Consider the following 23,271-nt stretch of genomic DNA (forward strand, 5'->3'; position numbering starts at 1 on the left):
CAGGCCTGTTGCAAGGACGTTTCATGCCACCGCTGCGCGCTGCCAATCTGCTCGCCACGATCGAAGGTTCCCGGCTGCATTCGCCCGAATGCGGCCACTGGCAGCGCTGGGGGCCGTATCTGAGCGAGCGCCAGTGGGGCACGGTGCGCGAGGACTACAGCGCGAACGGCACCGCCTGGGACTCGTTTCCGCACGACCATGCGCGCAGCCGCGCCTACCGCTGGGGCGAAGACGGCATCGCCGGTTTCGGCGACGACCGGCTCAGCTGGTGCGTGTCGCTCGCGCTGTGGAACCGCAAGGACCCGATCATCAAGGAGCGCCTGTTCGGCCTGACCAACTCGCAGGGCAATCACGGCGAGGACGTCAAGGAGCTGTACTTCTATCTCGACGGCACGCCCACGCATTCCTACATGCGCATGCTGTACAAGTACCCGCATGCGGCCTATCCCTACCAGGACCTGATCGACGAAAACGCGCGCCGCGGCGGCGATATGCCAGAGTACGAAGTACTCGATACCGGCGTGTTCGACGATCAGCGCTATTTCGACGTCCAGATCGAATACGCGAAGCACACGCCCGACGACATCGTGATGCGTGTGACGATCGAAAATCGCGCGGACGAAGCGGCGTCGCTCGATGTGCTGCCGCAGATCTGGGCGCGCAACTCGTGGTCGTGGAAAGAGAACAAGGACAAGCCGAAGCTCGTCGCCGGTACCGGTCATGACGGCGCGGTACGTCTGCTTGGCCATCACCATGTGCACGAACCGATCGTCGTGACCGCGTGGTCGAAGGACGCGCCGCAACTCGCATGGCTGTTCTGCGAGAACGAGACCAACGTGAAGCGGCTGTTCGGCATGGACGGCGCGGGCCCGTTCAAGGACGGCTTCAACGACTACCTCGTGCACGGCGACGCGAACGCGATCCGTCACGACGCGGGCACCCGGGCCGCCGCGCATGCGGCGCTCGAGTTCGGGCCGCACGGACGCGCGGTCGTGTATCTGCGCTGGCACCCGCAATCGGCGACCGATGAAGCGCCATTCGATGCCGACGCGTTGATCGCGCGCCGCCGCGCCGAAGCCGACGAATTCTATGGCGCGTTGCAACACGAGATCACCGACCCCGATGCGCGTCTCGTGCAACGTCAGGCGCTCGCCGGCATGCTGTGGTCGAAGCAGTACTACCAGTACGACGTGCAGCGCTGGCTCGACGGCGATCCGCTGCAACCGAGCCCGCCCGCCGCGCGCAAGCACGGCCGCAACACCGACTGGCGGCATCTGTGCAACGCGGACATCGTGTCGATGCCGGACAAGTGGGAGTACCCGTGGTACGCGTCGTGGGACCTCGCGTTTCATGCGGCCGCGTTCGCGCTGATCGATCCGGCGTTCGCCAAGAAGCAGTTGCTGCTGCTCGTGAAGGACCGCTATCAGCACCCGAACGGCCAGTTGCCCGCTTACGAATGGGCCTTGAGCGACGCGAACCCGCCGGTCCATGCATGGGCCGCGTGGCGCGTGTACGAGATCGACCGCGCGCTGACCGGCAAGGCGGACCGCGATTTTCTGGAGCTCATGTTTCACAAGCTGCTGCTGAATTTCTCGTGGTGGGTGAATCGCAAGGACGCCGACGGCCACAATATTTTTCAGGGCGGTTTTCTCGGACTCGACAACGTCGGCATCTTCGACCGCTCCTCGCCGCTGCCCACCGGCGGCCACATCGACCAGGCCGACGGCACCGCGTGGATGGCCGCGTATGCGCTCGACCTGATGCGTATCGCGCTCGAACTCGCCTACGCGAACCATGTGTTCGTCGATATTGGTGTGAAGTTCTTCGAGCACTTCCTGTACATCGCGGAAGCGGTCAGTTGCGACGACGGCTGCGACACGGGCCTGTGGGATAGCGAGGACGAATTCTTCTACGACAAGCTGCGCCTGCCCGACGGCAGCAGCATGCCGATGCGCGTTCGCTCGATCGTCGGACTGATACCGCTGTTCGCCGTGCACGTGCTCGAGGAGCGTCTGCACGGCGGCTTGCCGGGCTTGCGCGAGCGCCTCGTGTGGTTTCTCGAGCATCGGCCCGATCTCGCGAAGCTGGTGTCGCGCTGGAACGAGCCCGGCAAGGGCAACGCGCTTTTGCTGTCGCTGCTGCGCGGGCATCGGATGAAGGCGTTGTTACGGCGCGCGCTCGACGAAAGTGAATTTCTTTCCGATCACGGCGTGCGGGCGTTGTCGCGTTGCCATCGCGATCATCCGTTCGTGTACCAGCACAACGGCAACAGCTTCTGCGTCAAGTATCTGCCGGCCGAATCCGATACCCGTGTGTTCGGCGGCAATTCGAACTGGCGCGGGCCGGTGTGGATGCCGGTCAACTATCTGCTGATCGAATCGCTGTACGAGTTTCATCGCTATTACGGCGATGATTTCCGCGTCGAGTATCCGACCGGGTCGGGCCAGAAGTTCTCGTTGAGCGAAATCGCCGACGAACTCGCGCGCCGCGCGACCACGCTGTTCCTGAAGGACAAAAACGGCGAGCGGCCGGTGATGGGTGCGTATCCGCTGCTGCAGGCGGACCCGCGTTCGCAGGATCTGATCCTGTTCCATGAGTATTTTCATGGCGATAACGGTCGTGGCGTCGGGGCTTCGCATCAGACCGGCTGGACCGGGCTCGTCGCGTTGCTGTTGCAGCCGCGCGCCATGGCGGCATCGGGCAACGTGCCGCTGGCGGGGGAACCGGCGCTGGCGCCCGCGCCGATTCCGGTGCCGGCGGCTTCTGCATCCGCGGTAACGCCGGCGGTGGCGAAAGAACCGGTACCGTCGCTCGCGGCCACGACGACGAAGTAAGCACGCCGCGCGCTCACGCGCGAACGCGATTGAACTGTGCGGCAGCGCCCGTGGTCTTTCATGTATCGCCGCGTTCGTTCTATCGGCTTACCGAGGTCCAAGTGAATCCCATGTCGAGCACACCGAACCCTTCCGCTTCTCCCGATCAACCCAACGCAACGCCCGCGCTGAGCTGCAAGCTCAGCGCGAACCGGTACGACGCCCTGTCGTCGCCGGCCGGCAAGAAGTCCGCGCCGCCATGCACGCTCGTGATCTTCGGCGCGGGCGGCGATCTGACCAAACGTCTGTTGATGCCGGCGCTCTACAACCTCGCGGTCGATGGCCTGCTCGACGACAGCATGAAGATCATCGGCGTCAATCACGGCGAGCGCGAAACGCGCGAATGGTGCGACGAACTGCATACCTCGCTGCAGAAGTTCGCCGCCGACAAGGCCAGCACCTTTCACGCCGGCAAGCTCGACGACAACGCGTGGAACTGGGTCGCGCAGCGCCTCGAATACATGGCGGGCGAGTTCGAATCCGACGATACGTTCGCGAAGCTGAAGCAGAAGCTCGATCAGTCGAAAGGCGGTAACGCGATCTTCTACCTCGCTGTCGGCGCGCGTTTTTTCAAACCGATCACCGACCGGCTCGGCAAAGCCGGCCTGCTGAAGGAAGGCGACGGCGCGAACGGCGGCTTTCGGCGTCTCGTGATCGAGAAGCCGTTCGGCACCGATCTCGCGTCGGCGCGCGATCTGAACGCGCACATCCTGTCGTATGCGCGGGAGTCGCAGGTGTACCGCATCGATCATTTTCTCGGCAAGGACACCGTGCAGAGCATCCTCGCGGTGCGCTTCGCGAATGCGATGTTCGAGCCGATCTGGCGGCGCGAGTACATCGATTGCGTGCAGATCACGGCGGCGGAAACGATCGGCGTCGAGGGGCGCGGCAGGTTCTACGAGCAGACCGGCGCGTTTCGCGACATGGTGCCGAACCACCTGTTCCAGCTGCTCGGCATCGTCGCGATGGAGCCGCCGAATTCGTTCGAGGCCGAAGCCGTGCGAAACAAGAAGGCCGAGCTGTTCGACGCAATCCAGCCGCTGACGTCCGCCGACGTCGTCTTCGGCCAGTACGAAAAAGGGCCAGCCGGAGTCGGCTATTGCGAGGAGCCCGACGTCGCGCCCGGCAGCACGACGGAAACCTACGCGGCGGCGCGCGTGTTCGTCGAGAACTGGCGCTGGGCCGGCGTGCCGTTCTATCTGCGTACCGGCAAGCGGCTCGCGGTGCGCCGCACCGAGGTTTCGGTGCAGCTGAAGCCGGTGCCGTTCCGCCTGTTCCGCGATACGCCGGTCAACGCATTGACGCCGAACGTGCTGACCATTCGCATCGATCCCGAGCACGGCTCGAGCTTCGATTTCAATGTGAAGGTGCCGGGGCCGGTGATGCAGGTCGGTCCGGTACAGTCGTCGTTCAACTATGGCGACTTCTTTGCGGAAAGCGCGAACGTCGGCTACGAGACGCTGCTGTACGACTGCATGTTTGGCGACGCGACGTTGTTTCAGCGCGCCGACAGCATCGAGACGAGCTGGTGCGCGGTCGACGACGTGCTGCATCCGAGGAGTGGCGGCGCGGTTGCCGTGCGCGGCTATGCGGCCGGCAGCGACGGGCCGGCCGAGGCCGACGCGCTGCTCGCGCGCGATGGCCACGCGTGGCGCCCGTTGCAGCAGAAAGCGCCCGGTGGCAAGTCGTAGCGGCACCTTTGAACCAACCCGCAGACCCGCATCACAACCGCCTCAACACAATCGGGAGACATCGTGGCAACACGCAACAAGAACGCAGTGAAACGGAATGCGCCGACAAGCGGCAGCGAGCACATCCTCGCGATCGATGTCGGCGGCACCGGCCTGAAGGCCGCGATCATCGACGCCGACGGGCAGATGAAAACCGAACGCGTGCGCGTTGCGACGCCGCATCCGTGCACGCCGGATCAACTGGTGGACGCGCTCGCGCAACTCGTGGCTCCGCTCATCGAGCAGGTGCGGCCCGTCCGTATCTCGATCGGGTTTCCGGGTGTCGTGCGCAACAACCGCATTCTGACCGCGCCGCACTTCGGCATCGAAGGATGGCACGACATTGCGCTCGCGGATTCGCTCGCGCAGCGCCTGGGCGGACTGCCGGTGCGGATGATCAACGACGCCGAAATGCAAGGCTTCGCGGCGATCGAAGGCCACGGCCTCGAATTCGTGCTGACGCTCGGCACCGGCGCCGGCACCGCGATGTTTCGCGATGGCGAACTGATGCCGCATCTGGAGCTCGCGCATCATCCGGTCAGCAAGAAGGGCGTGGCGTACGACGAATACATCGGCGAGGCCGCGCGCGAGCAGATCGGCAACAAGCGTTGGAGCCGGCGTGTCGAGAAGGTGATCGGCATTCTCGAGTCACTGGTCAATTACGACAAGCTGTGGATCGGCGGCGGCAACGCGGCGCGCATCAAGTTTTCGCTGCCGGCGAACGTGGCGACCGTATCGAACGACGCGGGGATCGAGGGCGGCGCGAAATTGTGGCATCCGCTGTCGGTGCGCGAGACGCGACAGTATCCGGAGGCGACGCAGAAGACGGGGCGGTTCAAGCCGAAGTGAGGCGGTGGATTGCCGCCGCCATCACGTATCCAGTGCCGCGGCTCGACGTCCAACGGTTCATATCAACCCCTCAACGATTGCCAAGGCGATCCGTGCCCGAGCACTGGTCAGCGCTTCGACGCTGGACGTGCTCATAACTACTTCGGCTTTGCTGGCAACGGATTATCTTGCCGGTAAGTGCGCCTGGGGTTAATGACCAAACGCTTGACCTGTGCGTCCAATTCCTTACTGTGATACAGGTCCAGACACTTCAGGAAATCGAAACGGACACCTTCAGTTTCCGATTCAACCAGCGGGTTTTGATAATTTCGCGCCAAATAATTGTCCACCAAGGTTTTGATCGCGTCTGGAGCCTTCTCCAAGTCAAAGTAAGTCCAGTCTCGCAATGCACTGACGCTGCTTCCCGCATCCATAGCAGCATCTTTGTCGTTCCTGTAGGCGGTCGCTATGCAAGTAGCCAGAACCATGTCTTTGTAATTCTGTGCATAAGTACGTGCTCCAGCTTGTGGAGTCGCACGTTGATCGCCTTTTGCATAGCAAGCAGACATGCCGAAGATGAGGGCAAAACCAGTTAGGATGCCAACCCCGACCTTCTTCACGGCAAACTCCAGAAGTTCGCGCGGTCAGTGCGATACTTCGCCTCAGGTTCGTTGAAATAGCAGTGGTCGTAACAGTAGTTTTCGCGCAATCCAGTTGTCCATCACGGGGTGACGGTCTCGTTCACTGCTTCCGCGGTTTGTCTAACGCCCGACGTTTGTCGTACTCGCGCGCAAGGTAAATGTTTTGCCGTCGAACGCGTAGTAGTAGGTTCCGTGCTCGGCGTTTTCATTGCGGCTACCGTGAGCGATCAGCAGGCAACTGTCTGCGCGATACGCAAGCGGATCCGTGATGTCCAGCGGCCAATCGGAAACCGTGAACGGGAGCGAAGTGACGCGGCCCGAGTTCGTATCGATTGCCGCCGCCATCACGCAGCCAGCACCGCATCCCCACGTAGCGAGAACGTAGTGGCCCGCGAAGTTAATCGGCTCCTTTGCGGCTTCACGAAGAATGCTGCGGTAATGACGTGCCGTCGCGTCCGTGAATATCATGCGTGGCATCGCAGCGTGCCTGGACTCGACAGTGGCGGGACAATCCTCAAACCTGAGGACCGATTCCGCAAGGGCCAAACCGGATACTGCGCCGAACATCAATGTGGCAATAAGCCAGGACGAAAGACGCATCGTTTTAATACCAGTGGTGTTGTTGCCAGAATCCTCTGGCCATATTTGCGGAATGGTAGCGGCCATAAATGTAACGGATGCCGCCTTGGCACTCCTCCTTCGCATTACCGAATGATGCCTCTCCGCGCGGGTTCAAGCTGTATTGCGCGCGCAGCAGTTGAAACAGGCCACGTGCTGTTGAAGTCCCGTTGCGCGCATCGACGACACCGGCGGATTCCTGAGCCATGATCCATAGCAGATCGCTGAAATCCGTGTCTGGAATGCGCTCGGTGCGCATGGCGTCTTTCAGCGCATTCTGAACCGTGAGCGGCACAATGCTTGCCGGCTTCTCTTTCCATTGCGGCGGCGCAGTTTTCGTCGGGCGATGCGAGTGGGCGTGTTTTGTAGACATTCAGGCAACTCCATTTCTTTCTTTGTACGACAAAGGGCGAGAACGAATTAATCAATCGATCACGTAGGATCGCTATCTGTTTGATTCGCGTAGCCCCATGCGCAATATGCCGCCTCTTCCATCTCAAAACAACATTCTCGTTATAGTTGCTCTCTGAACTGCAAAGCTCTCAACGGCACGTCCAACCCCGGAGACTCCCAATGACTCGCATCCACCTGACCCTCGCGCGGCGCCTCCTCTCCGTCGGCGCGTGCGCGCTGCTCGCTTACGCGAGCGCGCATGCGTATGCGGCACAGGCCTTCGCGGTGTCGTCGCCGGGACTGGCCGATGGCGGCACGCTCAACGCAAGCCACGCGGCGAGCGCGAACAATTGCGGCGGCGGCAACGTGTCGCCGGCGCTGCAATGGCATAACGCGCCGGCCGGGACGAAAAGTTTCGCGGTGACGATCTTCGATCCCGACGGCGCGAAAGGCCTCGGCCTCGTGCACTGGATCGTCTATGGCATCGCGCCTACCACGACCGGACTCGCCGAAGGCGAAGCCGCGCCGGCGGGCAGCGTCGCCGGCACGAATCGCACCGGCGGCCCCGGCTATTACGGCCCGTGTCCGCCCGTCGGCGAGGTACCGCATCACTACGTGGCGCAGGTCTATGCGCTCGATCTGCCGCCCGACGCATTGCCGGCCGGCTTGACGCGCGACGCGTTCCACGCCGCGATCAAGGATCACGTGCTCGCCGCGACGAGCACCGTGCTGCGCTACGGACGATGAAGACGCGCGGCCGAACGCCGGGCCGCGCCTGATCTGCCGGCGGGCGGCTAGCGCGCCGCGTCCCCCCAGCGATACTGCACGCTCGCTTCATCGAGCTGGGTCTTGATCGCGGCGTCGAGCGTGAGCCCGGCCGCCGCGAGCGTATCGCTCAACTGCTCCGCGCGGCTCGCACCAATGATCGCCGACGTAATCAGCGGATTCGCGAGCACCCACGCAAGCGACACCTTCGCCAGCGATTCGCCGGTCGGCGCGACGATCGCCTTCAGCCTTTCGATCGTGTCGAACTCGCGCTCATGCCAGTAGCGCTCCTGATACATCGCGCCAGCCTTGCCGACGCTTTCGGTGAAGCGCCCTTCGGCGGGCGTCGCGTCGAGCCGGTGCTTGCCGCTCAGCAGTCCGCCCGCGAGCGGGTTATACGGCATCACGGCCAGCTGCTCCTCGGCGGCCAGCGGCAGCAGCTCGCGCTCGATCTGGCGAAACAGCAGGTTGTAGCGCGGCTGGACCGACACGAAGCGCGCGACACGGAGCACGTCCGCGCGCCCCAGTGCGCGCGCGAGCCGGTAGGCGAGAAAGTTCGACACGCCGATATAGCGCGCCTTGCCCGAGCGCACGATCGCATCGAGCGCTTCGAGCGTCTCGTCGAGCGGGGTCTTCGCGTCGTCGGAATGGAGCTGGTACAGGTCGACGTAGTCGGTGCCGAGGCGCTGCAAGGACGCGTCGATCGCATCGAGCAGGTGCTTGCGCGACGCGCCCTGGTCCCACGCGGCGGGCCCCATCTTGCCGACCGCCTTGGTCGCGACGATGAAGCGCTCGCGTTTGCCCTTCAGCCAGCGTCCGACGATTTCCTCGGTGCGTCCGGCCAGATTTTCGTCGCCGCCGAGCGGATAGACGTTCGCGGTATCGATGAAATTGACACCGGCGTCCGCGGCCGTGTCGAGGATGCGGTGCGATGCGGCTTCTTCGGTTTGCAGCCCGAAGGTCATGGTGCCGAGACACAGGCGAGAAACGGTCAGGCCGGTGCGGCCGAATTGGCGATATTGCATAAAGTCGACTCCAGAGGGAAGGAAAGCGCTGCCGAAGCGATGAAACTACATTGTTGTAAAAAGGATAAACCGAGTCGCGATTCGATGTGCCTGACGCACGCCGGGATTGCTGACATCCAGTAGATGTGAAATGATATCGATTCTCATTTAAACCTAGCCAGCCATCCCGTCATCTCCATCTCACACTACGGAGAGCGGCAGCCAGCCATTTGCGGCTTTGTCATGAATTCGACGTCAGTGATGCGAATCTGACAAACGCATTTCTGACGGGATTTCCATGCTCAATCACACGCCGCTCGCGACAGCGCTAGCGCTCGCTTTTGCCATTCCTTTGACGACCCCGGCGCTCGCGCAAAGCGCGCCGCAGAACGTACAAACCAATGCACAGAACGACACACCCGCCGCCGCGCAGACGCTGCCGACCATCGGCGTGCAGGCTCAGGCCGTTCAGCAGGACTTCCAGGCCGACCGGGCGACCGTCGGCGCGAAGACGCCGACCGCGCTGCGCGACATTCCGCAGACCGTCACCGTGATCAATCGCGACCTGCTCGCCTCGCAGGGCGCGACGTCGTTTGCGGACGCGCTGCGCAACGCGCCCGGCGTGACGATCGGCGCGGCCGAAGGCGGCCAGATCGGCAACAACATCAACCTGCGCGGCTTCACCGCGCAGAACGACATCTATCTGGACGGCTTTCGGGACCGCAACCAGTACTACCGCGACACGTTCAATCTTGAATCGCTCGAAGTGCTGTACGGTCCGTCGTCGATGCTGTTCGGCCGCGGCTCGACCGGCGGCGTGATCAACCAGGTCAGCAAGAAGGCGAACCTGACGGACTCGGCGGAAGTCTCCGGCATGATCGGCACCGACGACCGCTACCGCTCCACCGTCGACGTGAACCACAAGCTCACCGACACCTCGGCGATCCGCCTAAATGCATTCGGCCAGAGCCTCGGCTCGACGCGCGACGTGATGAAGAACGAGGACTTCGGCGTCGCGCCGGAACTGCGCTTCGGCATCGGCACGCCGACCGAGATCACGCTGTCCGCGCTGATCCAGCACAACCACGACATGCCCGACTACGGCATCCAGGCGCTGAACGGCCGCCCGTCGCCGGTACCGAAGAACACGTTCTACGGTTTGACCAGCGACCGCACGATCCAGGACGTGCAGATCTTCACCGCGGCGATCAAGCACAAGTTCTCCGACGCCCTGACGCTGACGAACCAGACGCAGATCTCGCACTCCATGACCGACGCGCGCGAAACCGCGCCGCAAGCGGTGCTGACCGGACCGCTGTCGTCCAGCACAGCGTTGACCAACGGCAACTTCACGACGCTGTCGCCGTCGCAGCTGTTCATCAAGCTGCAGAGTCATGACCGCGTGATCCAGAATCATGCGATCTACAACGACACGATGCTCGAATACAAATTCGACACCGGACCGATCAGGCACGACCTGATCGCCGGTGTCGAAGTGGGCCACGACAGCTATTCGAACCAGGCGTACACGCGCAACAACCTGCCGATCGTGCCGATGCTCAATCCGCCGATCATGGGCACGCCGTCGAACGTGACGACGACGGTCGGCAACTACGCCGATTCGAGCGCGAACGAAATTGCCGCTTACCTGAACGACACGATCACGCTGACGCCGCACTGGAAGCTGATCGGCGGTGTGCGCTGGGATCGTTTCTCGGCGGGAATCCGCAATACGATTAGCGCGCCGGCTTATGCGAGCCAGACCAACTACTTCACGAGCGTGCGCGCGGGCGTCATCTACCAGCCGACCGACTGGCAGTCGTACTACGTGTCGTACGGCACGTCGTTCAACCCGTCGCTCGAAAACCTGACGGTCACGAACCTCACTCAGAACCTCGCGCCGGAATCGACGAAGTCGTATGAAATCGGCGGCAAGTGGGATCTGTTCGGCGGCAACATGTCGGTGACCTCGGCGATCTTCCGCGAGGAAAAGGACAACGCGCGCACGCAGGTGTCACCGACCGAGTACCAGCTGGCCGGCAACATTCGCGTCGACGGCTTCCAGGCGGGCGTGACGGGGCACATCACCGACAAGTGGCAGATTTTCGGCGGCTACACGTACATGGACGCGACGATCCTGAAAGCGGCCGACGGCACGCAAGGTCACACGCCGGCCAACACGCCGCGCAACACGCTGACGTTCTGGACCACGTATGCAATCACGCCGCATTGGGAAATCGGCGGCGGTCCGATCTACATGTCGCCGCGTTATGCGTCGAATACGAACTACGTGAAGGTGCCGGGCTACACGCGTTGGGACGCGACCGCGGCCTATCACGCGAAGAAGTACGACGTGCGCCTGAACCTGCTGAACCTCACCAACAAGTACTACTACGACGCGTTGATTCCGTCGGACGGCGGACGTTCGGTGCCGGGCATCGGCCGCACGCTGCTCGCGACGTTCAACTACCGCTTTTGATACGCGCTTTTGATGCGCACTGAGCGCATGCGTCCGGCTTGCCGCTGTTGCAAACGGCAAGCCGACGCGAAGGACACACTATGTTGCTGCACATTCCGAAGGTACTGGACGCCGGGCAGTTGCGCTTCATGCGCGAGCGGCTCGATCGAGCCGGCGACGCGTGGGTCGATGGCCGCGCGACCGCGGGCTATCAGGGCGCGCCGGTCAAGCGCAATCAGCAGATCGCCGAGCACTCGACGCTCGCGCGCGAACTCGGCGATGTGATTCTCGCGGCGATCGAACGCAATCCGCTGTTCATCAGCGCGGTGCTGCCCAACCAGGTCTATCCGCCGCTCTTCAACCGCTACGAGGGCGGCATGCAGTTCGGCAGCCACGTCGACGGCGCGGTGCGCGTGCTGCCGAACGGCGTGAAGCTGCGCACCGACGTGTCGGTGACGCTGTTTCTCAGCGCGCCCGACGAATACGACGGCGGCGAACTCGTGATCGAGGACACCTACGGCGTGCAGCAGGTGAAACTGCCGGCCGGCGACATGATCGTCTATCCGGCGACGAGTCTGCACCAGGTGACGCCAGTCACGCGCGGCGCGCGGGTGGCGAGCTTCTTCTGGGTGCAGAGCCTCGTGCGCAGCGACACGCATCGCGCGCTGCTGTTCGACATGGACACCGCGATTCAACGGCTCAATGCCACCCATGCCGACGAAGCTGCGCGACGCAGCCTCGTCGGTTGTTATCACAATCTGCTGCGCACCTGGAGTGAAACGTGAGCGTATCGGACACCCTCGACATTCAACCGCCCGCGGCCGGCGAACATGACGCGCAGGAGCCGCGTCGGCTCGATGACCATGAACTGAAATCGCGCCAGCAGCGCTCGCGTCGCGCGACCTTCATCAAGTGGCTGCGCAAGGTGCATGGCTGGGTCGGATTGTGGGGCGCGGCGCTCGGTCTGCTGTTCGGCACGACGGGCTTCTTTCTGAATCATCGCGGCGGCCCGCTGCGCGTCTCGACCGGCGAGCCGCAGGTGTCGGTGATGCAGGTGCCGCTGCCGCAACCGGCGCCGCAAACGCCGCGCGAGCTCGCGAAGTGGCTCAAGCAGGAGCTGAAGATCGCCGGCAATCCGGGGCGCGTGCAGAAGGAAACCGAGCATCCGGTGGCGTGGGGCGATCGCAGCGTCGTGCAGCCCGAGCACTGGCAACTGAGTTTCGGGTCGCCGAAGGAAAACACGTCGGCCGAATACTGGGTCGGCAACCACACCGTCACGGTCAAGCGCAGCGCGAACACCTTTCTCGCGATGCTGACGAACATGCACAAGGGTGTGGGCTTGAGCGTCGGTTGGGTGCTGCTGATCGATACGCTCGCGGGCAGCCTGATCCTGCTGTCGTTGACGGGCGTGCTGTTGTGGACCGAGTTGAACAAGCGCAAGACGGTGGCGCTCGCGCTCGTGGTCGGATCGATTGCGGCGGCGGTGGTGTTGGGGACGATGTAAGGGCGCAGCGCAACGCTTCGGGCGACGCCTGCGCGCTGGCGGGCAGGCTTTGAGCGGTCCGCGCTAGAATCGTCGCAGACCTACTCCGCAGGCTCTGCCGCCATCCGCCGATGACCTCTCCCGCGAACCCCGTCGACACCGCGCTGACCACGCGGCGCTCGGTGCGCGCCTTTCTGCCGACACCGGTGCAGCGCGCCGACATCGAAGCGATTCTCGAAGCCGCCAGCCACGCACCGTCGGGCACCAACACGCAGCCGTGGAAGGTGTACGTGCTGACGGGCGAATCGCTCGCGCGTCTGTCGCGCGATCTGCTCGCCGCCTACGACGATCCGCAGCGCGACGAGCTGTACCAGGAGGAGTACGCGTACTATCCGCGCCAGTGGCAGTCGCCGTTCATCGACCGGCGTCGCAAGATCGGCTGGGACATGTATAGCCTGCTCGGCATCGAGAAGGGCGACAAGGCGCGCATGCACGAACAGCACTCGCGCAACTTCCGTTTTTTCGACGCACCCGTCGGCCTGCTGTTCACGATCGATCGCAGCCTCGAGCGCGGCAGCTGGCTCGACTACGGCATGTTCCTGCAGGCGATCATGACGGCCGCGCGCGGGCGCGGCCTCGACACCTGTCCACAGGCCGCGTTCATGCAGTTTCATCGACTGATTGCCGGACATCTCGGGCTGCCCAAAAACGAGCAATTTGTGTGCGGCATGTCGCTCGGTTTCGGCGACCCCAACGCGCCGGTCAATACGCTGCGCCCCGAGCGCGAACCGGTCGAGCGCTTCGCGCGCTTTCTCGATTGAACGCATCCCTCAGTCCCCACCCAGAGGCAAACGACAATGAAAACATCGCGGCGCCATTTCCTGTTGGTCAGCGCGGGCGTCGGCTCGTCGCTCGCGCTGTCTCGGGTCGCGTTCGCCGCGACCGTTCCCAATGCGCTCAGCGAGAGCGATCCGCAGGCGCAGGCGGTCGGCTATACCGAAGATGCGTCGAAGGTCGACAAGGCCAGATTTCCGAACTTCGCGGCCGGGCAATCGTGCGCGAACTGCTCGCTGTTCCAGGGCAAGGCATCGGACGCATACGGCGGCTGCACGCTGTTCGGCACTAAACAGGTCGCGTCGCGCGGCTGGTGCAGCGCGTATACGAATATGTGAGCACGCCGCCGTAGCGTTCGCAGCGGTGCTATAGCAGCGCCTTCAGCACGAGTTCGTGCGAGTGCCCGATCCACACGGCGGCGTCGCGATGATCGCGCAGCGCGTCGCCGGTGTTCGGATGCAGAAAGACATCGAGCGCGCCGTGATTGAGCGTGAGCCAGCCGACCACGTCGGCGAACTGCGTGTGCGCAAAGGCGAGCTGATACGACCACATCGGATGCGGCCCGACCGGCCGTTCGTGGAAGCGCCCGATCTGCAGTTTGTCGCCCCAATGCGCGTCGATCTGCTCGCGAAACGCCCAGGCGGCATCGCGGCTCGCCGGGTCGAAGTAGATGTGCGCGTGCCAGCTTTGTATCGCTGAAGCAGCGCGAAAAGTCATATCAGAGTTCATTGCCAGGCTCGTTCCGTATCAGTCTTTATCCGACATTCGTTCTGCTTCGCTTTCCGCTGGCGCGCGCGCTGCAAGGCGCATGTGAAACTGTGTCTGATCCTCGCCGACGATCTCGAAGCCAAGACGATCGTACAGCCGTTTGGCGGGATTGCCCTTGAGCACCTGCAAGCTGACCGGCAACGCTTCGGCCGCGGCGGCGCGCAGGATCGTGCGCAGCGCTTGCTCGCCGATGCCGCGACCCTGCAGCGCCGGCGCGATCTGCAACTGCACGACGAACCATTCGACGTCGTTGCGATGCGCCTTCAACAAGCCCGCTGGCGCGCCGTCGATGCAGACCACCTGCGCCGCGTCGTAGCGATGCAACAGGCGCGCGCGATGGGCGTCGTCGTCGGTCGACTCGCCGGCGCGCGCCAGGTGTTCGGTCATCGTCGTCTTGCGCAGTTCGAGCAGGAAGGCTTCGTCGTCGGGTTGCGCGGGGCGCAAGGTCAACCCGGATCGTTGGTCGGGCAGTTGGGCGGACATGTCGGCAAGGTAGCGGCGCGCGATGATCGTGCGAAGCGCGAGTAAGAATTGTCGTCGATTGTCGCGCCGGCTGCGCTTTTTTACCACGCGGCTATGTTGCAGTCTTCTCACTTTGCGATGCAAGGCGAACGCTCGATGCGGCGAGGCGCCGCCTGCTGCGTTGTGTGGCATGCGCATTGCTAAAGGTTGATTCGCTATTCGCGGGCACGGTCGTCGACCCATCGCGGCCGCGCTATCCGCACCACCGTACGAACCGACAAGACGAGGCCTCCGACGATTGGCGCGCGAACGTCCGCTTGCCGCGTCATCCGATGCGGCGAGCGTCCAGATGGTTATCCAGGGAGGTTCGCGTGATGCGGCGAACGTCGTAATCAACGTTGCGAGGTGGGCTATGACGATGATCGAGGTGGTACCCAGCGTCTCGGCAGATGGACGCGCGGTGATTTTCCAGCTTTCGTCGCAGGGACGAGACCTTGAATGCGCGGTCACGCGCGAGGCGCTCGAGCAGCACTTCTGGCTGCAACGCGGCGCGGGTGAGGCGCGCGTTCTGAAGACGTTCGCGGATGGGCGTAAACGTATTACGGCGATCGCCGAACGAAAAATGCTCGCGCGTCCCGGTGAGAAGGTCTTGCTGACGATCGACGATTTCTCCACACGCGGTTGACGTGCGTGGCGTGGCGCGCGTCATCGCTCGAAGCTGCACACGCGATGACGCCGGCGCGACGGCACCGGCTCCGCTCGGCGTGAATGCGGCCGGCTTCGCACTTCGCGTTTTTTCTCTCAGGCTTTCGCAGCACCGTTTCGGTGCAATCGCTGATTTCACATCGAGCGCTCCGTGGGGCCGCTGTTACATCGATTCGCCAAATTAACCCACCAAAGCGCTTCGGTTCGCTGAATTGCTTTCGCGCGTGCGCGCATACACTCTTTTCCATGGAGCGAGGAATCACCGCCCTCCATCGATGCGATCTTCCCCTCGTGTCGGATTTGAACCGTACCGTTGATGAAGTCTGCAGTTCGCAGTTCGCAGTGCGTATCTGGCAGGTTTGCAGTCCGCAGTTGACGCAATACAAGCGCGCAATGCATCGAGCACGAGCGCGAAGCAACAGGGGTAGCGGCCAGAAGTAGCAGATAGCGAGGACCGGCCCACATGCAGTCGCAATTGAAGTGGTGGTTTGAATCGGCAGTTGAAGCTTGCTGTCGAGCGGTAGTAATTGCCGGTGCAGTACACGTAAGCAATAGCTTTGCAGGTTAGGTGGTTATAGGTTGGCAGGCATCCACGCGCCTGCTCGGCCGTTCCATCCTGTCAGCCCTGTTCCTAGCGGAACAGGGCTTTTTTTTCGTCGCAACGAAGCGGGCTTCTTGTTTCTGGCGGCGTCGAACCGATATGCGGACATTGCGTTCTTCGATACGTTCGAAGCACGGGCGCGTCGCATGGCGTGCGCATGGGGTGAACTGTCGGGCGCGAAATACGTCGGACGTTTGAGCGCGGCGTTTGCCGCCGTCGCGTGCCGAAGTCCGGGCGCGCTGCCGAAAGAAGGAGGTTGAATCGATGCCCAGCAAGTCGCGAGTTCACAAGCCCGGCCGCACGGCCATGTCCCCGTTATTGCGTTCTCTGACCCAGAGCCGCACCGCGCACGCGCCGGTCACGCAGACCATGCTGTTGCAGGCCTACGCCGCGCTCGATGCATTCCGCCGCGGCCACGGCGCGCGCATTCTGCACACGACGCTGAGCCGGCATTTGCTGGTGTCGCAGGAACTTGTGCATGCCGGACGGGGCGCCGACGCGCGCGCCGACATCGAAAGCGCGCATGCGGCGATGGTGCGGCTCGATGTGCGCGAGCGCCAGTCTGGCCGCTGGTCGCTCGAAGACGACGACTACGCACGTCTGTGCGCGGCGCTAGCGATTTTCGACGGACAGTTGTCGGCGGCGTCGCTAAGCGAGCTGGCGAGCGCGGAAGCGAAAATGATCGAAGGTTTGATGCGTTCCGCGCGACTGCGGGCGCTGGCGGAAGCGGCGGTTTGAGCGGCACGCATCTAGCGGCGGGCATTTCGAAAGCGTCGCGGGTCACCGGCGCTGCGCTCAATGCGCTATCGGCGAGCCCGAGCGAGTGGCTGCCCGCTGCGCTGCGTTTCGTCGAACGGCTGATACGACCGTTTCAGCGCGGACGTAAATGGATTCCGGACACATTGAAAGCGGCATCGACGTGTCGCGCGAGGCCGGCTGATGCGCGTGGCGCGGCTTGTTACGAGTGTCCGTAGAAGTCCCGCCGGGCGCGTTTGCCGCTGCGATTCCCGCTTGCTAGACTGGCTGCGCCTGCTTGCCGCCAACTGCTTGCGTACCTCCTGCATACCGCCGAGGCCAGGCGTCGCTGGCGTCGTTGCGATGCCGACGCGCGCATACAACCGAGCCCTATCGGAGACATCATGTCCTACATGCTGCTGATCGTCGAACCAACGGACCAACGCGAGGAGCGCGCCGAAGCCGCGGGCCGCGACCTCTACGACCAGATGGTGCGTTTCTCCGAGAACCTGAAAGCGCGCGGCAAGCTGCTCGCGGTCGAGTCACTGACTTCGCAGAAGGACGCCGTGCGCGTGCAGGTCCGCCATGGCCAATCGAAGCTCGTCGACGGGCCGTTCGCCGAGGCGAAGGAGATGATCGGCGGCTTCTTTCTGTTGAACTGCGACAGCCGTGAAGAGGCCGTGGCGATCGCGCAAACCTGCCCGGCGGCGTCGTGGTGCACGGTCGAGGTGCGCAAGCTCGGACCGTGCTTCATCTAGGCACGCGTGACTCCCACTTCACCAGCTTCGGTGTTTTCCCTGGGATGTCGGGACCGCCGCGCGTGTCGATCGGACCGTGCATCGCGCGTCGTGTGAGTAAGGGGCGAGCCGGCGTGGCTCCGCCAGGCGATTCACAAGAATCCACTCACGACCAACCACTAACAACAAGGAGCAACGACATGCGATTCATGATCATCGTCAAAGCCACGGCCGCGAGCGAAGCCGGCGAGATGCCCGAACCGTCGCTGATCGCCGCCATGGGCGCCTACCACGAAGAACTCGCAAAGGCCGGCGTGCTGCTCGACGCGACGGGCCTGCAGCCGAGCTCGAAAGGCTGGCGCGTGCGCTATAGCGGCGGCAAACGGAGCATCGTGGACGGGCCGTTCGTGGAGACCAAGGAGCTGATCGCGGGCTACACGTTGATCCAGGTGCGCTCGCGCGACGAGGCGATGGAATGGGCGCGGCGTTTTCCGGCGCCGTTCGGTGAGCACGCCGATGGCGAAATCGAAGTGCGGCAGCTGTTCGAACTCGACGACTTCGAGGCGGGGCCGGAAGTCGAGCGCTTTCACAAGCTCGAAGAAGATCGCCGCTGATTTTTTGATGGACTATGTCTGGGAGCCCGCGTACATGTTCCTGACCGCGCAACCGCCGGCAGCAGGTGAAGGCTGACGCCGTGACGATACAGGCCACCCATCGTGCGATCGACGCTGTCTGGCGGATCGAATCCGCGAAGGTCATCGCTCACGTCGCGCGGATCGTGCGCGACGTGGGACTCGCCGAGGAACTCGCGCAGGACGCGCTGGTGGCCGCGCTCGAGCATTGGCCGGACGCGGGCGTGCCCGACAACCCCGGAGCGTGGCTGATGACCGCCGCGAAGAACCGCGCGCTCGATCGCCTGCGCCAGGAAGCGCTGCATGCGCGCAAGCGCGAGGAGCTCGGCCACGATCTCGACGCGATCGAAGCGCACGTGGTGCCCGATTTCGTCGATGCGCTCGACGCCGCGCGCGCCGACGACATCGGCGACGATCTGCTGCGGCTCATCTTCACCGCGTGCCATCCGGTGCTGTCGACCGATGCGCGCGTCGCGCTGACGCTGCGCCTGCTCGGCGGCCTCACCACCGACGAAATCGCGCGCGCGTTTCTCGTGCCGGAGCCGACCATCGCGCAGCGGATCGTGCGCGCGAAACGCACGCTGTCGGCGGCGCGCGTGCCGTTCGAGGTGCCGCAGGCGGACGCGCGCGCGGCGCGGCTCGCGTCGGTGCTGCAGGTGATCTACCTGATTTTCAACGAAGGTTATTCGGCCACGGCCGGCGACGACTGGATGCGCCCGACGCTATGTGAGGAGGCGTTGCGGCTTGGGCGCGTGTTGAGCGGACTCGTCGCCGACGAGAGCGAGGTCCAAGGTCTCGTCGCGCTGATGGAGATTCAGGCGTCGCGTACGCACGCGCGCACCGACGCCCAGGGGCGTCCGGTACTGCTGCTCGATCAGGATCGCAGCCGCTGGGACCCGCTGCTGATTCGCCGCGGCCTCGCGGCGCTGGACAACGCGCATGCGCTCGGCGGCGAGAGCGGGCCGTATGCGTTGCAGGCGGCGCTCGCCGCGTGCCATGCGCGAGCGCGCCGCGCCGAGGACACCGACTGGGCGCAGATCGTCGCGCTCTACGATGCGCTGGCGCAGGTCGCGCCGTCGCCGGTAGCGGAGTTGAATCGCGCGGTCGCGGTGGGGATGGCGTTCGGGCCGGCGGCCGGACTCGAGATCGTCGATGCGCTTGCTGCCGGTTCGGCGCTCGCGAATTATCACTGGCTGCCGAGCGTGCGCGGCGATCTGCTGGTCAAGCTTGGACGCGCCGATGAAGCCCGCGTGGAGTTCGAGCGCGCCGCGGCGATGACGCGCAATACGCGCGAGCGCGAGTTGTTGCTGGAGCGTGCGCGCGGGCTCGCGGATTGAGGCTGGCACATTGGTGCTCACGCACACGTCAGGGCCGCCTCAACGAATCAGTTGCCGCACCCCCAAAGCAACGATCAAGCCGCCGCACACACGATCCACCCACATCTTGCCGCGCCGATAAGCCGACGCGATGCGCTGATGCGACAGCGCCAGCGCGACGAACCCATACCAGCTGCTCGCGACGACGAACACCATGCCGAGCATCGCGGCGAACGTGCCGGTGCTCACATGCGCTGGCGCCGCCGACGAAAACACCGCGGCAAAAAACGCCATCGACTTCGGATTCGCGATGTTGGTCGCGAAGCCCTGCGCGAACGCCTGCCTGAAGCCGCCCGCCGGTGCCTTGACGAGCACCGCTTGCCGCGCCGCCGAGGCATTGAAGATCAGCCGCCCGCCGAACCACAGCAGGTAACACGCGCCCACGATCCTGACCACGAGCGCGAGCCACGGGAACGCGGCGAACACGATGCCGACGCCAAGAATCGCGCAGCTGGCCCAGAACAGATTGACGAGCACGATGCCGGCGACCATCGCGAGCGCTTCGATGCGCGTCGCCGAAGCCGCCTTGTGCGCGACCGCGACGAAGTTCGGGCCTGGACTCACCACGCCCGCGACATACACGGAAAACACGCCGACCACGGCGGACCCATCGATCACGACACGCTCCCGATTGCAAAGCTCTGGGTGAAAAGTAACGCGAGCATCCCGCTCATAGCCCGAAAAACGCCGTGCCCGCGGTCAAGACGCCCACTCCCGCGACGAGGTACGACAGATTGCGCAGCCAGTTCTTGCGCGTGAGCAGCGTGATCGCGCACAGCGCAATCGCGACCTGAATCAGCAGCGTCGCCTGAGCCCAGCGATGATGGCCGTGCAACAGCGTTTCGCTGCGCGTATCGGCGGCGACGACCTGTTTTTCGATCGCTTCTGCGTTCGCGCGGATCGGCTCCTTCTGCTGCTTGTATTTCTCGACGTCGGCGACGAACTTCGCGTGCGCGTCGCTATTGGGCGCCGACAGCGCCGCGCCGAGTTCCGCGAGGTTTTCCTTTTCGCCCTTCGCCTGGTAGTAGCTCCACTGGTTCGACGCTTCGGTCTTCTTGATCGCGGCTTCGTTCTTGAAGAACAGCGCGAGGTTTTCGGCGTTGCCGCTCTGGTACGCGCACAGCGCGCCGATCGTCGCGAGGATCGCGGTCATCACGGCCATGCGGCTCGCGAACGGATCGGCGTCGTGATGCGCGGCGTGGCCGGCGTGTTCGACGGCATGGTCGTGCGGACCGTGCACTTCATATTCTTCAGACATCAGATTCTCCGAGGCAATGCTTTTGTCGTTCTCCCCGGACGGCGCGGGCGCCCGGCGGCCTCAATCTTAGCGTGTCGCGGACGCCCGGAGGCCGCAGCTTCAATGCACTGTGCCAGAGGGACGGTTATTGCATGCGAATCACGACGCGCCCGCGCGTGCCGGCAGCGACCGCCTCGTAGGCTTCGCGCGCGCGGGCGAGCGGGAATTCCTGCGCGATCGCCGGGCCGCTCAGCTTGCCGTTGTCGAAGCCCTCGACGAGCGCCGTCATCAGCGGCGCCGATTCCGCGACGCCGAGCTTCGCGCTGTCGACGCCGAGCAATTGCGTCTCGTTGTGATAGAAGTCGATCAGATCGAACTCGACGCGGCGCTTGCCGGTCCCGCTGATTTCGAGCACGCGGCCGCGCCGCTTCGCGAGACTCAGCGCGGTCTCGAACGCGACACCGCCTACCGTGTCGTACACGACTTCCGCGCCCGCGCCGCCGGTCAGCTCGCGCACGCGTGCGGCCGCGTGTTCGTCGAACGCCACGTAGGCGTCGATCAGGCGGCCCGCGGGCGTGGCGGGATCGAGCGGGCGGCGGTCGACGGCGATCACGCGCGCGCCTCGCGCTTTCGCGATCTGCACGACCGCGCCACCGACACCGCCGCTCGCGCCAAGCACGGCAACGGTCTCGCCGGCCTGCAACTTTGCGTATTCGACGCTGCCGAGCCATGCGACCACGAAGTTCACGCCGATGGCCGCCGCCTCGACGTGGCTCAACGCCACGGGCTTGCGCGACAGCGCCGCGACCGGAATGCTGAGGTACTCGGCGTGCGTGCCGTCGCGCGTGAAGCCGATGTCGCCGCCGGTCCCCCACACCTCGGCGTCGAGCCACGCGGCCGGGCCGTCCACCACCACGCCGCTGAAGTCGCGCCCCGGCGTGCGCGGCAGCACCGTATGTTCGAAATGGCCGGACACGTTCTTCACGTCGCTCGGATTGACCGAGGCCGCCATGACCCGCACGACCGCACGCTCCGCGTCGGCCTGCGGCGTCGGCAGATCGACGTATTCGAGCACTTCGGGGTTGCCAAAAGATTTGAACTGGATCGCTTTCATCGTGCGTGGCTCCGGTTGGTCTTGCGCCGCGTTGCGCAGCGAATGCACCGTAGTCTAAGTGATGCGAGTAAAGGCATCAGGACGACGGCTTTCAGATTTCGGACAACAACCCGCGCGCCGGGTACGCGATCACCCAGGCTCTAAGGCTACGCTGAAGAAGCCGCCGTTTTCGGCGACGGTTTGCTGCTGAATGTCGGAATGCGAGATCAGCGACGCGATTGGTTCGATTTTCTTGCCCTGAAGGGCCTTGCAAGCGGGTCTCTCGACCCACTTTGGCCCATCATGGACGCACCTGTGCCATGAGCCGCTCGCGGCTCATGTAGATGTTGCTCAACGCCAGTGCGGTGAAGGCGCGCGTGGCGTTCTTCGCCAGGCCGCGATAGCGCACCTTGACGAAACCCCACAGCCGCTTGACCACCGCAAAGACGTGCTCGACCCGCGCACGTATCTTCGACTTGTTGCGGTTCTTCGAGCGTCTGGTGTCATCGACCTCACCACTTCGCCTGCGCACACGCTGGTTGGTAAAGTCCTTCGCTTGCGGTGCCTTGCTGGCGATGAGTTCCTTCTGGCTCGCATACGCGCTGTCACCGTACACACGCCGCTCGGCGCCATGCAGCAGAGCCGGCAGCGGATGCTTGTCATGCACGTTCGCAGCCGTCACTACCGCGCTGTGTGCCAGCCCCGTCTGACTATCCACGCCGATGTGCAGCTTCATGCCGAAGTACCACTGCTGGCCCTTCCTCGTCTGATGCATTTCGGGGTCTCGCGCCTTGTCCGCGTTCTTCGTGGAACTGGGCGCACCGATGATGGTGGCATCCACGATGGTGCCGGTGCCAACCTTCAGGCCGTGCCCTTGCAGTACCTCGCCGACCTCGGCGAACAACTGCTCGCCGAGCTTGTTGCGCTCCAGCAGCCGGCGAAACTTCAACAGCGTCGTGCCATCGGGAACGCGCTCGCGCCCCAGGTCAATCCCAACGAATCGCCGCAATGCGGTGCTGTCCAGCAGCGCTTCCTCGCAGGCTTCATCCGCCAGGTTGAACCAGTGCTGCACAAAGTGCATGCGCAGCATGCGCTCCAGCCCAACTGGCGGGCGCCCGCCTTGCCCCTTCGGATAGTGCGGCTCGACAACCTCGCACAACTGCGTCCACGGTACGATCTGCTCCATCGTCTCAAGGAACACATCACGTTTGGTTGGCCGACGGTACTGTTCGAATCCGGCGCCTTGATCGGCCGCCATCGCAAGGGTCTGTTGTTTCATCCGCATTTAACGTCTTACC

At 64.0% G+C, this 23,271-nt stretch carries 24 protein-coding genes; 14 read left to right on the forward strand and 10 right to left on the reverse strand.

The genetic code is table 11. The annotated features are described in order from the left end of the window. The first annotated feature begins 23 nt into the window (after positions 1 to 23). From HDG34_RS03910 to HDG34_RS03920, 3 genes are all read left to right on the forward strand, one after another. On the forward strand, positions 24 to 2,834 hold the full coding sequence (locus HDG34_RS03910; RefSeq protein WP_184057870.1) for an MGH1-like glycoside hydrolase domain-containing protein: 2,811 nt from the start codon (positions 24 to 26) through the stop codon (positions 2,832 to 2,834). A 110-nt stretch (positions 2,835 to 2,944) separates the two neighbouring features. Beyond that, the gene (gene zwf, locus HDG34_RS03915; RefSeq protein WP_184058025.1) at positions 2,945 to 4,564 is read left to right on the forward strand and encodes a glucose-6-phosphate dehydrogenase; all 1,620 of its coding nucleotides are present in this window, start codon (positions 2,945 to 2,947) and stop codon (positions 4,562 to 4,564) included. Positions 4,565 to 4,627: 63 nt separating this feature from the next. Then, a complete protein-coding gene (locus HDG34_RS03920; protein WP_184057872.1) occupies positions 4,628 to 5,452 on the forward strand; it encodes an ROK family protein in 825 nt (274 codons plus the stop codon). Between the two features lie 137 nt (positions 5,453 to 5,589). Here HDG34_RS03920 and HDG34_RS03925 read toward each other — a convergent pair whose 3' ends face one another. The 3 genes from HDG34_RS03925 to HDG34_RS03935 form a co-directional block, all read right to left on the reverse strand. Beyond that, on the reverse strand, positions 5,590 to 6,000 hold the full coding sequence (locus HDG34_RS03925) for a type VI secretion system amidase immunity protein Tai4 (protein WP_184058027.1): 411 nt from the start codon (positions 5,998 to 6,000) through the stop codon (positions 5,590 to 5,592). Between the two features lie 192 nt (positions 6,001 to 6,192). Further along, complete coding sequence (locus HDG34_RS03930; RefSeq protein ID WP_143037232.1) at positions 6,193 to 6,672, reverse strand: hypothetical protein; 480 nt, start codon at positions 6,670 to 6,672, stop codon at positions 6,193 to 6,195. A 4-nt stretch (positions 6,673 to 6,676) separates the two neighbouring features. After that, positions 6,677 to 7,063, reverse strand: a complete 387-nt coding sequence (locus HDG34_RS03935) for a hypothetical protein (protein ID WP_184057874.1) — start codon at positions 7,061 to 7,063, stop codon at positions 6,677 to 6,679. 200 nt (positions 7,064 to 7,263) lie between these two features. On the opposite strand from HDG34_RS03935, the gene HDG34_RS03940 reads away from it, so the two are divergent. Further along, positions 7,264 to 7,830: a YbhB/YbcL family Raf kinase inhibitor-like protein gene (locus HDG34_RS03940; protein WP_184057876.1), complete on the forward strand. Its 567-nt coding sequence runs from the start codon at positions 7,264 to 7,266 to the stop codon at positions 7,828 to 7,830. 47 nt (positions 7,831 to 7,877) lie between these two features. On the opposite strand, the gene HDG34_RS03945 is transcribed toward HDG34_RS03940, so the two are convergent. After that, a complete protein-coding gene (locus HDG34_RS03945; RefSeq protein ID WP_184057878.1) occupies positions 7,878 to 8,873 on the reverse strand; it encodes an aldo/keto reductase in 996 nt (331 codons plus the stop codon). A 277-nt stretch (positions 8,874 to 9,150) separates the two neighbouring features. Between HDG34_RS03945 and HDG34_RS03950 the strand changes: the two genes are divergently transcribed. The 5 genes from HDG34_RS03950 to HDG34_RS03970 all read left to right on the forward strand — a co-directional run bounded on the left by HDG34_RS03950 (position 9,151) and on the right by HDG34_RS03970 (position 13,965). Then, positions 9,151 to 11,331: a TonB-dependent siderophore receptor gene (locus tag HDG34_RS03950; protein WP_184057880.1), complete on the forward strand. Its 2,181-nt coding sequence runs from the start codon at positions 9,151 to 9,153 to the stop codon at positions 11,329 to 11,331. 80 nt (positions 11,332 to 11,411) lie between these two features. After that, complete coding sequence (locus tag HDG34_RS03955; protein WP_184030542.1) at positions 11,412 to 12,095, forward strand: Fe2+-dependent dioxygenase; 684 nt, start codon at positions 11,412 to 11,414, stop codon at positions 12,093 to 12,095. After that, positions 12,092 to 12,814 carry a PepSY-associated TM helix domain-containing protein gene (locus HDG34_RS03960; RefSeq protein WP_184057882.1) on the forward strand — a complete coding sequence of 241 codons (723 nt, stop codon included), beginning with the start codon at positions 12,092 to 12,094 and terminating at the stop codon, positions 12,812 to 12,814. Before HDG34_RS03955 ends, HDG34_RS03960 begins: the two co-directional genes overlap by 4 nt. A gap of 110 nt (positions 12,815 to 12,924) precedes the next feature. Then, positions 12,925 to 13,614 carry a nitroreductase gene (locus tag HDG34_RS03965; protein WP_184057884.1) on the forward strand — a complete coding sequence of 230 codons (690 nt, stop codon included), beginning with the start codon at positions 12,925 to 12,927 and terminating at the stop codon, positions 13,612 to 13,614. 36 nt (positions 13,615 to 13,650) lie between these two features. Then, a complete protein-coding gene (locus tag HDG34_RS03970) occupies positions 13,651 to 13,965 on the forward strand; it encodes a high-potential iron-sulfur protein (RefSeq protein ID WP_090807936.1) in 315 nt (104 codons plus the stop codon). Positions 13,966 to 13,993: 28 nt separating this feature from the next. Here HDG34_RS03970 and HDG34_RS03975 read toward each other — a convergent pair whose 3' ends face one another. Then, a complete protein-coding gene (locus tag HDG34_RS03975; protein ID WP_090810310.1) occupies positions 13,994 to 14,344 on the reverse strand; it encodes a DOPA 4,5-dioxygenase family protein in 351 nt (116 codons plus the stop codon). A gap of 30 nt (positions 14,345 to 14,374) precedes the next feature. After that, complete coding sequence (locus HDG34_RS03980; RefSeq protein ID WP_184058029.1) at positions 14,375 to 14,878, reverse strand: GNAT family N-acetyltransferase; 504 nt, start codon at positions 14,876 to 14,878, stop codon at positions 14,375 to 14,377. A 391-nt stretch (positions 14,879 to 15,269) separates the two neighbouring features. Here HDG34_RS03980 and HDG34_RS03985 point away from each other — a divergent pair, with 391 nt between their 5' ends. The 5 genes from HDG34_RS03985 to HDG34_RS04005 all read left to right on the forward strand — a co-directional run bounded on the left by HDG34_RS03985 (position 15,270) and on the right by HDG34_RS04005 (position 19,604). Continuing rightward, positions 15,270 to 15,542: a DUF1488 domain-containing protein gene (locus HDG34_RS03985; RefSeq protein WP_090807933.1), complete on the forward strand. Its 273-nt coding sequence runs from the start codon at positions 15,270 to 15,272 to the stop codon at positions 15,540 to 15,542. 885 nt (positions 15,543 to 16,427) lie between these two features. Beyond that, the gene (locus tag HDG34_RS03990; protein WP_184057886.1) at positions 16,428 to 16,901 is read left to right on the forward strand and encodes a hypothetical protein; all 474 of its coding nucleotides are present in this window, start codon (positions 16,428 to 16,430) and stop codon (positions 16,899 to 16,901) included. A 401-nt stretch (positions 16,902 to 17,302) separates the two neighbouring features. Then, on the forward strand, positions 17,303 to 17,656 hold the full coding sequence (locus HDG34_RS03995) for a YciI family protein (RefSeq protein ID WP_090807928.1): 354 nt from the start codon (positions 17,303 to 17,305) through the stop codon (positions 17,654 to 17,656). 179 nt (positions 17,657 to 17,835) lie between these two features. Then, positions 17,836 to 18,249, forward strand: coding sequence for a YciI family protein (locus HDG34_RS04000; protein ID WP_184057888.1), 414 nt, complete (start codon positions 17,836 to 17,838; stop codon positions 18,247 to 18,249). Between the two features lie 80 nt (positions 18,250 to 18,329). Next, positions 18,330 to 19,604 carry an RNA polymerase sigma factor gene (locus tag HDG34_RS04005; RefSeq protein WP_184057890.1) on the forward strand — a complete coding sequence of 425 codons (1,275 nt, stop codon included), beginning with the start codon at positions 18,330 to 18,332 and terminating at the stop codon, positions 19,602 to 19,604. A 39-nt stretch (positions 19,605 to 19,643) separates the two neighbouring features. On the opposite strand, the gene HDG34_RS04010 is transcribed toward HDG34_RS04005, so the two are convergent. The 4 genes from HDG34_RS04010 to HDG34_RS04025 form a co-directional block, all read right to left on the reverse strand. Further along, the gene (locus HDG34_RS04010; protein WP_184057892.1) at positions 19,644 to 20,261 is read right to left on the reverse strand and encodes a LysE family translocator; all 618 of its coding nucleotides are present in this window, start codon (positions 20,259 to 20,261) and stop codon (positions 19,644 to 19,646) included. Between the two features lie 52 nt (positions 20,262 to 20,313). Next, a complete protein-coding gene (locus tag HDG34_RS04015; protein ID WP_184057894.1) occupies positions 20,314 to 20,901 on the reverse strand; it encodes a DUF4337 domain-containing protein in 588 nt (195 codons plus the stop codon). 124 nt (positions 20,902 to 21,025) lie between these two features. Next, positions 21,026 to 21,994 carry a zinc-binding alcohol dehydrogenase family protein gene (locus HDG34_RS04020; RefSeq protein ID WP_184057896.1) on the reverse strand — a complete coding sequence of 323 codons (969 nt, stop codon included), beginning with the start codon at positions 21,992 to 21,994 and terminating at the stop codon, positions 21,026 to 21,028. Positions 21,995 to 22,274: 280 nt separating this feature from the next. After that, a complete protein-coding gene (locus HDG34_RS04025; protein WP_184057898.1) occupies positions 22,275 to 23,252 on the reverse strand; it encodes an IS5 family transposase in 978 nt (325 codons plus the stop codon). Positions 23,253 to 23,271 lie beyond the last annotated feature (19 nt).

The organism is Paraburkholderia sp. HC6.4b (assembly GCF_014200875.1).
Classification (GTDB): Bacteria; Pseudomonadota; Gammaproteobacteria; order Burkholderiales; family Burkholderiaceae; genus Paraburkholderia; species Paraburkholderia tuberum.

Bases quoted from the DNA above. Each gene is read 5' to 3' on its own strand.
- HDG34_RS03950 (WP_184057880.1), top strand. From the start codon at position 9,151: ATGCTCAATCACACGCCGCTCGCGACAGCGCTAGCGCTCGCTTTTGCC.
- HDG34_RS04025 (WP_184057898.1), bottom strand. From the start codon at position 23,252: ATGAAACAACAGACCCTTGCGATGGCGGCCGATCAAGGCGCCGGATTC.
- HDG34_RS03945 (WP_184057878.1), bottom strand. From the start codon at position 8,873: ATGCAATATCGCCAATTCGGCCGCACCGGCCTGACCGTTTCTCGCCTG.
- HDG34_RS04015 (WP_184057894.1), bottom strand. From the start codon at position 20,901: ATGTCTGAAGAATATGAAGTGCACGGTCCGCACGACCATGCCGTCGAA.
- HDG34_RS03940 (WP_184057876.1), top strand. From the start codon at position 7,264: ATGACTCGCATCCACCTGACCCTCGCGCGGCGCCTCCTCTCCGTCGGC.
- HDG34_RS03975 (WP_090810310.1), bottom strand. From the start codon at position 14,344: ATGACTTTTCGCGCTGCTTCAGCGATACAAAGCTGGCACGCGCACATC.
- HDG34_RS03935 (WP_184057874.1), bottom strand. From the start codon at position 7,063: ATGTCTACAAAACACGCCCACTCGCATCGCCCGACGAAAACTGCGCCG.
- HDG34_RS03910 (WP_184057870.1), top strand. From the start codon at position 24: ATGCCACCGCTGCGCGCTGCCAATCTGCTCGCCACGATCGAAGGTTCC.
- HDG34_RS03955 (WP_184030542.1), top strand. From the start codon at position 11,412: ATGTTGCTGCACATTCCGAAGGTACTGGACGCCGGGCAGTTGCGCTTC.
- HDG34_RS03925 (WP_184058027.1), bottom strand. From the start codon at position 6,000: ATGTCTGCTTGCTATGCAAAAGGCGATCAACGTGCGACTCCACAAGCT.
- HDG34_RS03980 (WP_184058029.1), bottom strand. From the start codon at position 14,878: ATGTCCGCCCAACTGCCCGACCAACGATCCGGGTTGACCTTGCGCCCC.
- HDG34_RS03970 (WP_090807936.1), top strand. From the start codon at position 13,651: ATGAAAACATCGCGGCGCCATTTCCTGTTGGTCAGCGCGGGCGTCGGC.
- HDG34_RS04020 (WP_184057896.1), bottom strand. From the start codon at position 21,994: ATGAAAGCGATCCAGTTCAAATCTTTTGGCAACCCCGAAGTGCTCGAA.
- HDG34_RS04000 (WP_184057888.1), top strand. From the start codon at position 17,836: ATGCGATTCATGATCATCGTCAAAGCCACGGCCGCGAGCGAAGCCGGC.
- HDG34_RS03995 (WP_090807928.1), top strand. From the start codon at position 17,303: ATGTCCTACATGCTGCTGATCGTCGAACCAACGGACCAACGCGAGGAG.
- HDG34_RS03930 (WP_143037232.1), bottom strand. From the start codon at position 6,672: ATGCGTCTTTCGTCCTGGCTTATTGCCACATTGATGTTCGGCGCAGTA.
- zwf (WP_184058025.1), top strand. From the start codon at position 2,945: ATGTCGAGCACACCGAACCCTTCCGCTTCTCCCGATCAACCCAACGCA.
- HDG34_RS03990 (WP_184057886.1), top strand. From the start codon at position 16,428: ATGCCCAGCAAGTCGCGAGTTCACAAGCCCGGCCGCACGGCCATGTCC.
- HDG34_RS03965 (WP_184057884.1), top strand. From the start codon at position 12,925: ATGACCTCTCCCGCGAACCCCGTCGACACCGCGCTGACCACGCGGCGC.
- HDG34_RS03985 (WP_090807933.1), top strand. From the start codon at position 15,270: ATGACGATGATCGAGGTGGTACCCAGCGTCTCGGCAGATGGACGCGCG.